The organism is Nocardiopsis sp. TRM 82005, from assembly GCF_056312425.1.
In genome coordinates this window covers 1-12,594 of sequence record NZ_JBWDTQ010000049.1, presented here as the reverse complement: position 1 = coordinate 12,594, position 12,594 = coordinate 1, and the positions used below count along the sequence as shown (strand labels likewise).

Sequence of the window (12,594 nt, the reverse complement as noted above, 5' to 3'; positions counted from 1 at the left end):
TGGATCACCAGCACCACGAAAGCGGCATGAGGCTCAGGAACCTCCCGATCAAAACCCGCCACAACCCCCTCCACCTGACGGGGAAACGCCCTGACATCCCGAGTACGCATCCGAATCTTCCGCCGGCGACGTACACAACGGCACGCTCCCGGACACCTCTTCGGGGCGGAGCACCGAAAGCCGCACCGCGGCAGAGGCCGACGAAGCCGAAGGAGAGGGGGGAGGGGGAGGCGGGGAGGTATGAACCTCGACCCGATAAGAGGGAAGTGAAAACCCTCCGCAAACAAAAAACCCGACCTGGGCCGGGTTCGTGCGCAACTGTGGCGCTGTTGAATATCGTGCCACAACCCAGGAGCGCGGTGCAAGGCCCTTTCCGAGAAATCTCGTCATCACGGACGGACTCACGGGATTCGTGTGGCGGGACCTGCCCGACAGCGGCTTTCCGGTGAACACCGGTGCCACCTCGGACACGGAGTCCGCCGCGGCCGTCCACCCCTGCCGGCCGGGTCCGCGCCGCCACGGCGGCGACGCGACCGGACCCGTCCTGGGCGGCTGGCCCCGGGGAGGCCCATGGAGACGGGAACGGGGCCGGCCGGCCCCGCCCGGTGAAGGGCCCCGGTCACACCCCCGTATGACATGCGAAGATATCCGGCGGCCCGGAACGGATACGGACTTTTCCACACCTTCCCCCGGGTTTCACTCCGATGGGGTCCGATGCCGTGCCCCGCCCCTTCCCGTCCGTCCCACCGAAACCAGGTGACCTGTGACCCAAGCTCCACCGTCCCCGGAACCCGACGTCGTCACCCATCCCGACGGACGGGTCTCCCTGGCCGAAGGCACCTCCCTGCCCGAGAGCCCCTTCGTCAACCCCGACCTCCAACCGGTCCCGATGTCCAGGCGCACCTGGGGCGGTGGCAGCTTCAGCGCCCTGTGGGTGAGCATGTCGGTCAGCATCCCGGCCTGGACCCTGGCCAGCGGGCTGATCGCCACGGGGATGGACTGGCGCCAGGCCATGCTGGCCGTCGTCCTGGGCAACCTCGCCGTGCTGCTGCCCATGGTGCTGACCGGCCACGCGGGAGCCCGGTACGGCATCCCCTTCCCGGTGTTCGCACGCGCCTCCTTCGGCCTGCGCGGCGCCAACCTGCCCGCGCTGCTGCGCGGGGCGGCCGCCTGCGGCTGGTACGGCATCCAGACCTGGGTCGGCGGTCAGGGCGTGTACGTCCTGGTCGGGCGCCTGTTCGGTGACGGGTGGACCGACGCGGCCGTGGTGGGCGGCAACCCGTGGACCCTGTGGCTGTCCTTCGGCCTGTTCTGGGCGGCCCAGCTCGGGATCATCCTGTGGGGCATGGAGGGCGTGCGCAGGGTCCAGGTGTGGGCCGCGCCGCTGATGGTCCTCGGCGGTGCCGCCCTGCTGGCGTGGATGGCGGTGGAGGCCGGGGGGCTCGGCGTGATGCTGTCCCTGGACTCCGGCGAACCCCTGGACTGGGGCCCCTCCTTCTGGGCGCTGTTCTTCCCGTCGCTGATGGGCGTGATCGGCTACTGGGCCACGTTGACCCTGAACATCAGCGACTTCACCCGGTTCTCCTCCTCGCAGCGCGCCCAGGTCATGGGCCAGTCACTCGGCCTGCCCGCCACGATGACGCTGTTCTCCCTGCTGGCCGTCATGGTCACGGCGGGTACCGCCGCCGTCTACGGCGAGCCGCTGTGGAACCCGATCGACGTCGTCGCGCAGATGGGCAGCGGGCTCGGCCTGCTCTTCGCGGTCTTCGTCGTGCTGCTGGCCACGGTCTCCACCAACATCGCGGCCAACCTGGTCGGGCCGGCCTACGACCTGGCCAACCTCAGACCAAGGCTGATCAGCTTCCGCACCGGTGCGATCACCACCTGCGTCCTCAGCGTCCTGATCTTCCCGTGGAAGCTGCTGGAGAACGAGAACACGTACATCTTCACGTGGCTGGGCACGGTCGGCGGCGTGCTGGGGACCGTGGCGGGAATCCTGCTCGCCGACTACTGGCTGCTGCGCCGTACCCGGATACGCCTGCCCGCGCTGTACGAGCGGGGATCGGAGTACTGGTACACGCATGGGTGGAACTGGCGTGCGCTGGTGGCCTTCGGCGTCGGCGCGCTGCTGGCCGTGGGCGGTTCACACTCCCCCGAGGGCTCGGGGCCGTTCCCGACCGAGGGTCTGATCCCCCTCCTGGCACCGCTGGCGGACTACGGCTGGGTCGTGGGACTGTTCACCGGCCTGCTGCTGCACTGGGGCCTGGGGGCGCTCTTCCCCGACCGGCGCGCCGCGGAGGGGGAGGCCGAGAGGACGGACGGGGCCAGCGCCGGCTGACCGCGACCACTCCTTCTCCGGACCGGCCGTCATTCCTGGTATACGGAGGGATCCGTATGGTGACCGGCTCGTGGCACACGACGTGGTGCCCGGGACCGCCTGCTCCAGACGGCCCCGGGCACCACGCGCTCCTCGTCCTCAGGACACCAGCGGAAGTCCCCAGCCCACGTGCCCGGTCCGCGTCGGATACCGCTCGGCGTTCAGCACACCGTCCAGCACCCCCCGGGATTCCTGGCCCACGATTCCGTCCACCAGCAAGCCGTGGTCCTGCTGGAAGCTCTCCACCGCGGTGACGGTCTCCTGTCCGTAGTCCCCGTCGGCCCCCCATTCGGGAAGCTCGTACCCCGCCTCCAGGAGGTCGAGTTGCAGGCGCTCCACCTCCTTGTCGTTCTCGGTCGCGGGCCTCAGGATCGCGCTCCCCGGCCAGGACCCGTCATCGAGCCGGAACTGGAAGGCCAACACGGTCTCCCCCGCCGGCACGCTCAGCCGCACCTCACCCGTGCCGGGAGCCCCCGGTCCCTCCACCTCGACGTCAGGTGCGATCAGTTCGGGATTCTGGTGGTTGAGGCGGTAGACGGCGCCGCCCTCGTGGGCCCTCATCTGCACCCGTACCAAGCGGTCGCGGGCCTGGGCCTCGTCGCTCCCGGTCAGGCGCTCCTCGCCCAGCCACAGGGAGCCCGGGGTCCACTCCACCGTCGGACCGGAACCGTCCTCCCCCACCATGGCGAGCACACACCGGCCGCCGGTCGGCACCCACAGGTAGACCGACACCGAAGCGGCCTGGCCGTGCGCCAGGGCGACCGCCCCGGGGCCGGACACCGACGACCCCAACCGCAGCACGGGCCACGAGGTGTCCGGGCGTTGGACGTGGGCGGCATGACCCTCGACCGCGGACCAGGGATCCCCGTGGGGGTCGCCCTCGCCGGTACCGACCAGATGGCCGGGGCCGCCGCCGCATGTGTTGAACGCGAGCGTCACCATCACAGCACCCGCGCTTCCACGGTCAACGCGGACGCCGATGCGTCCCCCTGGAGCACCCGCGCCTCCAGATACCCGGTGCTGGCCAGCATCCCCTCCAACGGGACGACCGGGGACGCGTGCTCGCCCGCGGTGATCGTGGCGGTGGCGGCCTCGTTCCCGTCCCGGTAGAGGGCCACGACGATGTCGGCGTTACCGGGGACGGCCACGGCGGCGTGCAGGGAGATCAGTTGGCGGTCGCCCGACAGGGTGTTGTAGTGGCGGTGCGCGGGAGCCTGCGACGGGGTGGCTCCGGCATGTGGCGCCGTCCAGGTCCATGATGCGTCCCCGGGCGCGCCCTGTTCTCCACGCGGTCCCCGGGCTCCGGCCTCGCCGTCGGTGCCGTCAGCGCCGGGCGGGCCGGTGATGTCGGCCAGACCCACCAGGTCGGTCCAGACGTCCTCGTCGTGGTACCGCCACTGGATCCCCGCCTCGGTCCGGCGGAGCACCACGTCGCGCCCGTCGGCACCGCGGAGTGGCCCGCCGTCCTGCCAGCCCTGCCCGTTCCACACGTGGAGGCGGCCGTCGATCAGGTAGGCGTCGCCGACCCGGGCCTCCGCCGGCAGGTCGGCCACGGAGTCCAGCTCCCCGAGGAGGGCCAGGCCGGGTCCGGGGTCACCCTGGTCACCGGTCTCACCCTGGGGGCCACGCTCACCGACCGGGCCTCGCTCTCCCTGAACGCCCTGTTCGCCCTGGGGTCCCTGCTCCCCTTTCGGCCCCTCGGGAACGTACACGTGACCGGTCTCCCCGTTGACACTCAGCACATAGGGGGTGGGTGGCTCCGGGTGGTCCGGCCCCGGAGGGATCACCGAGGACAGGTCCACCTCCTCCGCCTCGTGCGGAACCACCAGGGTGAACTCGTACGGTTCCAGCCCTGGGATCTCCACCAGTACCTCGTAGTGGAAGGGGGTCCCCACCAGGCTGGGGTCGTCGGTGGCGGGCAGGGCCAGGTCGACCTCGCCCGAACCGTTGATGGGTTCGACCAGGTCGACGCCCATGATGATCAGGTCGTGCTCGGGAGAGATGAGCCACTCGACACTCGGGCGGAAGGTGACCATACCTTGGGCATGCTCACCTCTCAGGAGCGCCCAGCGGCCTCGCACGCGAACACGGTGGAAGCCGTCAGGAAGGTCGGACAGGGGTACAGGCACGGGTAACTCCTTGAAAACGTGGTTCGGATCAGCTGGTCGGGGACGGATGGTGTCGCCTACGCCCTCCCGGGGCCTCCCCGGTCGTGTCGTGAACGCCGCGTGCGGTCACCGCGGAGAGGGGGCGTGCTCTCGCGCCGGGTTCAGACGTCACCCTCAGGTGGCCTCGGCGGCACCAGCTGGTCGCGGAACTCCTCCCGGAGCCGTCCGATCAGTGGTTCGGAGCGCAGCCGCTCGAAGATCCCGGTGTAGGCACCGGCCCCGCCCGGGAGGGGGAAGGACTCACCGCCGTCGGCGTCGGAGACCATGGTCCGCGCCCCCTCTCCTGCTCGGAGGGCCCCGGGTTCGGGCGCGCGGATCTCGGCTCTGGCCGTCCTGCGGTCCTCGTTCAGGCGGCTCACCGCCGTGCCCTTCGTCCGGGCCGCCGCGGCACGGACGAAGGCCCCGCTGTCGGTGCCGTCAGTGGGCGGGTACCCCCGCTCCCGTCGCAGGTACGGCAGGTAGCTGTCGTAGACCCGGTCGTAGGGGTGGGCTTCCTCGTCCAGCTCCATCTCCGCCAGGCAGGCGGCCAGGGCCTCGGCGGGATCGGTGTAACCGAGGAGCTCCATACGGGTCGCCACCGCCTCCAGCGGCACCGACCTCAGATGCTCGCCCTCGATGACGTCCACCCGGTTTCCGTCCAGGTAGCGCGTACGTACGTTCATTCGCTGTGCTCTCCTTCCTTCAGAACCGCCCAGAGGTAGATGTGTTGGGCACCGTTGGGACGTTTCTGGACCTTGAAGTTGGTGTCGTTGGCTCCGGAGATACTGATATCGATGCCGGAGGGGTCGGACGACCGGAGCTGGACGAACGGGATCGCCGAGTACCCCGGGGGGATGGGGGCCCACCACGGCCAGGTCCACTGGGTCCAGTTGCCCCCCGGGTCGGCCCCATGGACCATGAAGGTGTCCTTGCCACCGCGCATCCCCGTGGGCAGCGCCCCGCGGAAGTAGAGGTTGTAGCCGCTCTTCTCGATGCCCAGGCCGCTGTTCTCCCCGTACTGCTGCATCAGGCGGAAGTCCCCGCCGTCGTGCAGGACCAGATCGGCCCGTCCAGTGCTGTTGACCTCCGCCTCCCGTCCGGTGAGCACGAGTGCCCCTTCCGGGTAGCCGCCCGAACCCTGGCCCAGGGAGAAGATGTTGGGCTGGGACTGGCTGCCGTCCCCGGTGTCCAGCTCCACACGGGGACGGCCCCGCAGATCGCCGTCGATCCACACCCGGTTGCCCCTGAGCGCGGTCTGGAACCGTCCGGTGGCGGTGACGTTCCCGTTCGTACTGGCGTGGAAGGTGCTCTGGTCGTTCTCATCCCAGAAACGGATGCCGGTGCTGTCGGCCCGCCACCGCGCCCCGGTGACCGAGGAGGTGGACCGCATGACCGCACCGGTGATCGTCTTGCCGTTGATGGCGTCCGCGGTGATGTGCTTGCTCTCGACGGCTCCGGCCCTGATGTGTCCGGCGTCGATCGCCCCGGCGTCGATCTTGTCCGCCGTCACCGCGTTGGCCTGGATGTGGGCCGCCCTGATGGTGTCCGGGTACAGGTCGACATCGACCAGGGGTTCGGTGGAGGCGACCTCCGCCACGCCCGGTTCGGACTCGTTCCCGGAACGGTCCACCGTGGTGAACCGGAACCAGCGGGGTGCGTGGTAGGGCTGGCCCGCCACGGTGATGGTGGTCGATCCCTCCAGGAGCGCCAACGGTTCCCAAGCGTCCTCGGCCGGCAGGCGTGCCGCCACGAGCGTCACCCCGGCCCCCTCGACGGCGAACCGGGTGCCGAACCGGTTCCCCCACGGCAGGGGGCCGTCGTGGACGGCCTCACCTCCGAGCAGGACCCGGGTCCGCCGCCCCCGGGCCTCCACCCGGACGGTCGTCGTGGCTCCCACGGTGAGGTGGTCGAGGTCGACCGCGACCTCGGGCGTGTAGTAGCTCCCGTTGTCCGGCTCGTCGCCGGCCCTGGGCGCGACCCAGAGCACGCACCAGTCCTCGTCCGAACGGCGCACGTCGAACTCCAGGACCTGGTCGAGCGTTTCGAGGTCCGTGAGCAGAGTCGTCGACCCGTCCAGCAGGAGTCCGTCCGGGGTGACCGTGAGCGTGCCGCGCTCGACCGTCCACGGTGCGGTCGGCGCCCCCTCGTAGTCGAACCGGTGCTCCCACCCCCCGTCTCCGCGCATCCACAGACGTGTGTGGAGGAAGTCAGCGGGCATGGGCTCGTCTCCGGCGCCCCGGCCGTCCCACTCGACGTTGATCACGCCCAACCTGGTGGACAGCACCGGCGCGGAGGGCACCGGGGGCGGCTCGGCGTCATGGGCGATGACGACCACGTTCTGGTCTCCGAAGAACCCTGGAAGGGAGTTGTCGGAGCCGACGGCGCGGACCTTGAAGGCCCACTCCTGCCCGACCGGGAGGGGGGAGAAGCCCACTGTCGTGTCGGGGTGGTCCACCGACACCAGCCTGCTCCAGACCTCGCCCACCTCGTTTCGGCGCGCGTACACCTGGTAGGAGCCCACGTCGAGGGCGGTCCCGTCGACAGCCGAGTCCACGGCCGCCCAGGTGAGGGTGGCGTGCCCCTGGGCGGCGCCGTCGGCGTCCATGTAGACGTCGCTGCGCACGACGAGGCCCTGGGGCGCGGACGGGCGACGGTTGTCGGGCCCCTCCGGCGCGGGACGGGCACCGCTGCCGCCGTCGGCGACGCTTCCGCCCGTCAGGGCCGCGGTGCGCCGGGCCCGCCGGATCTCCGCCTCCAGGAAGCGGTCGTTCAGTACCAGGTTTCCGGTGACGACGCCGTCCTGGTCCCGGGAGAGGGTGACCTGCCTCAGCCTCAGGCCCTCCATCCGCCCGTCTCCGTCAGGTGCGAGGAGCAGGTCTCCGGGCCGGTAGTCCCGCCACGGCAGCCAGCGGGCGCCGTTCAGCAGCAGGTCCCGGGTCACCTGGACACGTTCACGGGAACCCCGTTGCAGGGCGGCCCCCGCCAGGAGCCTGGCCGTGCCCTCGTCACTCACCCCGCCCTGGGTCAGGTAGTCCTCCCAGCGCCCCCAGGGCATGGCGGCCCCGGGGTTGTCCAGTTCAAGGTGGAAACCCTCGTCGCCCTCCAGGAACAGGTGGGAGACCAGGTCCTCCAGGCTGGCGTCGGTGGGGGCCTCCGTGATGTCGCGCCCCAGCCTCAGGTCGACGGGGGCCCGGCCCGAGGCCAGGTCCCTGGCCATGACGGTGTCGTGGTTGAAGACCCGCAGGGTCCGGCCCTCGAACCGCCAGTCGCACACCCCCTGTTCGGCGAGCGCCTCCAGAACGCTGAGAAGGTCGGTGCCGAGTTCGTAGCCGAGGGTCAGGACGGTGTCCCAGGGTTGGCCGGCCGAGTCCCGTGTGGTGTCGAAGTCCGCCCCGAGCCCGGGGAGGGTCCCCCGAGAATGGCCCTCGTTGATCCAGGTCCGCAGGACGGTGCCGACCGTGGCCGCCTCGAAGGTGCGTTTGCCGTCGGTCATCCGTCCACCGGAGACGGGCGGGTAGAGCCTGAGCTTGCGTAGCTGCCACCCGTATCCGGGCATCTGGTACGAGCGGGCGCCCGCACGGTCGGTCAGGTTTCCCGAGCGCTTGACACGTAGGAACCGGGAGTCGGGAGGCTCCGCCCACTCCCCGGTCTCGGGGTCGTAGGTCTGGACCGCCACCTCGCAGGGCTGGTCCAGGTAGTGGGCGCCGGGTGCGTGCGCGGAGTAGCCCAGCTGTAGGGACGGGAGGTCGTTGTAGGGCTGGCCCAGCTCGACGCTCGTCGGGTGGGGCAGGGGCCCCAGTTCCGCGCCGTTGGGGGAGAGGGCCAGCAGACGGATGTCGAAGGCGTTCACAGGAAGGACCTCCTCGCCCTGATGATGATCTGGGTGCTCTCACCGACGGAGACCGCGCTGGCCCGCACCCGGACGTGCCGTTGGTGGGGGTTGCCGCGCACCAGCGCGGGGGTGAGCCGGAGCCAGCGGGAGGCCGATCCGGGACCGAAGCCGGAGACCAGGCCGGTGACGTCCTCCAGCTCGTCGGGCGCGTCGAGTCTGAACCGGTGGGCGTGCATACCCGAGCAGTCGACGACCAGGCCCTGCTCCTGGCTGAGTACTCCGTTCCAGGTGAATCCACCGCCGGTGGCGACGTCGAGGACACGGGGGCGGTCCGCCGGTCCGTGAACGCTGACCTCCGCGTCGGAGACGGGCGCGGTGGAGCCGGACAGCCAGCTCACCGCCGTCCCCTCCTCCGGGGGGTCGGTGACCAGGCGGGCCTGCCAGACGACCAGGTCGGGGTCGCGCCAGTACACACCCGGAATCCGTACCAGCACGGTGAGCCGTGCGGTGGCCGAGGCGACGTTCACTTCGGGCTCGGCGGAGGCGACCACCTCCGCTTCGGCGTGGCGAGTGGTACGCCGGTCGATGTGGTAACGCAGGTCCAGGAGGCGGTGCCGGACGCCGAACAGCCCGGTGAGGGCCTCCAGGTTGCGTTCGAGCTGGGCGAAGCCGCCGTCTCGGCCCTGTCGGTCCTGAGCGGTCACGTACAGGGACAGGCCGAGACTGGTCGCCTCGGGTTCGAGTCCGAGCACGGGAAGGTCGCCGGCTCGTCCCGGAAGTTGGAGCTCGACCGCGCGGGCGGCGGGAAGCGGACGCAGCTGGGTGCCGGGAGCCAGTCGCCACCCGGGGGTGTCGAGGGCTACTCCGTCCACTGAGTAGGTCGGAAAGGACATGTCGCATGACTCCGATCACGGCAACGTGGGAGGGAACGGTTGACGGTGGCCGAGGGCCGGCTCGGCCTGTGGACAGTGGTTGACCACCTGGACCTGTGAGAACCGGGTGTCCCTGGAAGGCCCGGGACGTGAGCGCGCGGCTTCGAACGGCGGATCCACCGAGGGACGCCTATGAGGCGTCCGTGACCGGGACGATCGAACGCCCCGGACCCGACGCCTGGTGTGGCCGGCCGTCGCGGGCACTCCTTGGCGCGGCGCAGCGGGAGCGCGCCGCGTGGAGGGCCAGAGGGGAGAAGGGAAGCCTGGGCCATGGCCCGGCTGAGGAGGGGCGGAAGTGTCCGCAAACAAAAAACCCGGCGCTGGGCCGGGTCGGGGGCACAGATGTGCCGCTGTCGAGTAGCGTGCCACAAGCCGCGGCACACGCGCAAGCCTTCCGGTGAAAGATCCTCTTCGGGGCTCGCGTACCGGGGTGGGGCCCCACGCATCCGGTGCGTGGGCCCCGCGGGTGTCAGCCCAGGCCCTCGCCGGGGCCGGGGCTCAGGAAGTCGTCGGGGGGCAGGCCTACTCCGAAGGCACCGTCGTCGTCGTAGACGAACTCCTCACCCTCTTCCTTCGTAGGGGGTTTCCCAATCCAGGTCCATGGTCCGTTTCGCTCCTTTTGTCGACCATGGGATGACGCCCGGGGCAGGCGGGAAGTTGACCGGACGCGGGCCGCGTCACCACTGCCCCTGCCACACCGGACGCCAGGAACGGATCCGTCGGGGTCGGCGTTCCGTCGGCTCCGTTCCTGGTGTCCGGTGGCTCGGCGCCCTTCGCTCCGGGGCTTCGTTCCTGTGCTCCCGCGTGTCCTGGCGGAGGGGTGCGAAGCGAGGAAAACAGGCTGGACCGCATCAGTCGGTCAGCTCTCCAGCTGGATACGAGCGATCTCCACCACTTTGGCGAGTTCCTTCTCCACCTGTTCGCGTGATCGGCCATCGCGTACGACCAGGCGCGCGGTGAAGGGGTTCCCCCCGATGGTGCGCGTCAGTTCGTAGCAGATGGCGTCTCCCTGGACCCACCAGGACAGGTCACCCTGTGTGATGACCTCGTTCCGCTCCTCCTCGGAGACCTCGGGCCGCCCGCCCTCCAGGACGCGGTGGACGGAGCCCGGGGCCCAGCCCAGGGCGTCCTCCAGCTGACGAACCGTCAGCCCTCGGGGGGTGCTGCGCCCCCTTCTGATATCACGCAGGGCCTGGCCGGACATGCCCGTGTGGTCGGCGAGGTCGCGCCATCGCATGCCAAGAGCCAGACGGCGTTCGTCCATGGCCCTGTCCAGGAGGTCGTATCGGGGGGCGGTGGCTGGGGAGGTGTCCTTCGGCATGCCCCAACCATAAGCGAGATCAAGAACAACTAGCGCAAACTTTGCTAAACTTGCCCACCTGCGGACGGCCGTAAACCTGCACCCTCATGGAAAAAAGCGGTCAATCAGGGATGGTGCCAGCCCACCAGTCCGCACAACCCGCTTGAAACTTTCCCTTAGTTTGGCTAACTTTGCTCACATCGTCATCTCTGAAACGGAGCACACGTGAGCATCCCCTGCGACGTCCCCTCTTGCACCAACCTCATCGTCGACGAGGCCCTCGTCTGCACCGGTTGTGCACAACGCCTCACACACGCCCTGCGCTCGGTCGTGGGCGAGGGGGACGGCGGCCTCCTCGCGGACCTGGACGTCACCCTGACCCGCCAGCGCCGCACAGGACCCGGGAACATGGGGCGTAGATCCACGGAGACCCCCCTGGCCTACGATCCGCTGGCCTCGGAGGCGGGCGCGGTCCTGCGCAACACCCTGTCCACCTGGTGCCGGTTGCTGCACGAGGAGATCGGTGGGCGGCTGCCGGACGACACCCCCGCTTCCATGGCCACTTGGCTCGGCCGTTTCACCGAATGGCTGCGCCGCTCCGACTTCGGCCCCGAGTGCGTCGACGAGGTCGTCGCGGCCGTGGAGGAGGTCGAACGCGCCGTGGACCTGCCCACCGAGCGCGTCATCGCCGGGCTCTGTGAACAGTGCGGCTCCGCCTGCTACGCCCGGGCCGGAGCCGAACACACCCGCTGCCATGAGTGCGGTACCCCTCTAGCCGTGCGGGACGGGCGCCGCCGCCTGCTGCTCGCCGCCGGGGAACACCTGGTCAGCGCAGCGGACGCGGCGAGGGCCCTGCACACGCTCGGCCACGAGGTGAGCGCCGCCGCTGTGCGCGGATACGCCAGGCGCGGACGGCTCACCGCCCGGGGAACCGGGTCGGGTGGCCGGCCGTTGTACAGCCTGGGCGAGGTCATCGACGTCTATCTGAGTAGTGTGCGACCGGTGGCCTGATCAAGCCGTACGCTCCAGCCATCGCAAGAGCCCGGCCTGCTCTGACGCGGAGAGGATCAGCGCCGCATCGGCGAGGATGTCCCGGACGGGCAGGTCGGTGCGCACCAGCACGACGGCCTCCCGTTCCCTGATCACAGCAGCCACCGGGACGGACAGCTGCGTGGGGGTACAGCCACAGAACCTCAACCGTGTCTGCCCGGTCACCCCAAGACTTACTGCCATCAGAAGGCTTACCCCGTTTCACGCTGCGGATCAAACCCTCATAGATGATCACCTAAGGACGACAGATCGCAAGGGAAACCTCCCTTTTCTTGACGTTGGTGGCTCGCTGAGCCTGATCGAACAACGGACTCGACAGCCGCTGCCTGCGTCTTCACCTCTTCGCCCGCGTGTGGCCACATGCGGCCACCCGATCCTGTAAACCGCGTTTGCCATTGACAAACGTGAACATGAAACAGAAAATTCGCCCACACAGAACCGTGGTGCCTGTATCACTCGCGAGTGATACAGGCACCACGGTCGTCACGCCAGGAAAGCGGCGAGCACGGCTCCCAGCGCCGCCAGCGCGGCGCTGATCCCGGTGACGGGGAGCGCGTAGCGCCACCGCTCCAGAGCGCTGAGGCGGAGTTTGATCTCCGCGTGTTCACGCTCCAGTGTGGTCAGGCGGGTGAGCGCGTTCCGGACGTCGGCCTGGGTCTCGCGGATGGCGTCATAGACGTCTCGCGCGGTGACCACTGACGAGAAGGGGTTGAGGTGTCCCTCCTCCGCCTCCGGTGGGTGTTCATGTGCCAAGGGTGTTCCTCCTGCGGTGGCCGACGGGGCCGCGGCCCCACGGACCAGGTCTTGTGACGGCGCGTTCGGGGCGAGGCGCCCTTCGCACCCCGCCCCGAACGGTCACAGGTCGTGTGGATCAGCCTGCGCCAGTCTTTGGCGGCGTTGTTCGGCGCGACGCCCAGCCTCGGCCAAACGAGCCAACCTCTCCTCCTCAGCCCGCC

General features: G+C 69.9%; 10 protein-coding genes. 2 read left to right on the top strand and 8 right to left on the bottom strand.

What is annotated here, in order from left to right:
• The first annotated feature begins 763 nt into the window (after positions 1-763).
• Positions 764-2,338, top strand: a complete 1,575-nt coding sequence (locus AC0T5L_RS26740) for an NCS1 family nucleobase:cation symporter-1 (RefSeq protein ID WP_476168268.1) — start codon at positions 764-766, stop codon at positions 2,336-2,338.
• A 138-nt stretch (positions 2,339-2,476) separates the two neighbouring features.
• Here AC0T5L_RS26740 and AC0T5L_RS26735 read toward each other — a convergent pair whose 3' ends face one another.
• The 6 genes from AC0T5L_RS26735 to AC0T5L_RS26710 all read right to left on the bottom strand — a co-directional run bounded on the left by AC0T5L_RS26735 (position 2,477) and on the right by AC0T5L_RS26710 (position 10,609).
• A complete protein-coding gene (locus AC0T5L_RS26735) occupies positions 2,477-3,319 on the bottom strand; it encodes a peptidoglycan-binding domain-containing protein (protein ID WP_476168267.1) in 843 nt (280 codons plus the stop codon).
• The gene (locus AC0T5L_RS26730) at positions 3,319-4,413 is read right to left on the bottom strand and encodes a hypothetical protein (RefSeq protein WP_476168266.1); all 1,095 of its coding nucleotides are present in this window, start codon (positions 4,411-4,413) and stop codon (positions 3,319-3,321) included. The genes AC0T5L_RS26735 and AC0T5L_RS26730 overlap by 1 nt, the downstream gene beginning before the upstream one ends.
• A gap of 233 nt (positions 4,414-4,646) precedes the next feature.
• Positions 4,647-5,207, bottom strand: coding sequence for a hypothetical protein (locus tag AC0T5L_RS26725; RefSeq protein ID WP_476168265.1), 561 nt, complete (start codon positions 5,205-5,207; stop codon positions 4,647-4,649).
• A complete protein-coding gene (locus AC0T5L_RS26720) occupies positions 5,204-8,374 on the bottom strand; it encodes a hypothetical protein (protein WP_476168264.1) in 3,171 nt (1,056 codons plus the stop codon). The genes AC0T5L_RS26725 and AC0T5L_RS26720 overlap by 4 nt, the downstream gene beginning before the upstream one ends.
• A complete protein-coding gene (locus AC0T5L_RS26715; protein ID WP_476168263.1) occupies positions 8,371-9,249 on the bottom strand; it encodes a hypothetical protein in 879 nt (292 codons plus the stop codon). The genes AC0T5L_RS26720 and AC0T5L_RS26715 overlap by 4 nt, the downstream gene beginning before the upstream one ends.
• Before the next feature lie 898 nt (positions 9,250-10,147).
• Complete coding sequence (locus AC0T5L_RS26710; RefSeq protein ID WP_476168262.1) at positions 10,148-10,609, bottom strand: helix-turn-helix domain-containing protein; 462 nt, start codon at positions 10,607-10,609, stop codon at positions 10,148-10,150.
• Between the two features lie 204 nt (positions 10,610-10,813).
• On the opposite strand from AC0T5L_RS26710, the gene AC0T5L_RS26705 reads away from it, so the two are divergent.
• Positions 10,814-11,599: a hypothetical protein gene (locus tag AC0T5L_RS26705; protein WP_476168261.1), complete on the top strand. Its 786-nt coding sequence runs from the start codon at positions 10,814-10,816 to the stop codon at positions 11,597-11,599.
• Here AC0T5L_RS26705 and AC0T5L_RS26700 read toward each other — a convergent pair whose 3' ends face one another.
• Together AC0T5L_RS26700 and AC0T5L_RS26695 are read right to left on the bottom strand one after the other, a co-directional pair.
• Positions 11,600-11,734, bottom strand: coding sequence for a hypothetical protein (locus tag AC0T5L_RS26700; RefSeq protein WP_476168260.1), 135 nt, complete (start codon positions 11,732-11,734; stop codon positions 11,600-11,602).
• Positions 11,735-12,121: 387 nt separating this feature from the next.
• On the bottom strand, positions 12,122-12,391 hold the full coding sequence (locus AC0T5L_RS26695; protein ID WP_476168259.1) for a hypothetical protein: 270 nt from the start codon (positions 12,389-12,391) through the stop codon (positions 12,122-12,124).
• Positions 12,392-12,594 lie beyond the last annotated feature (203 nt).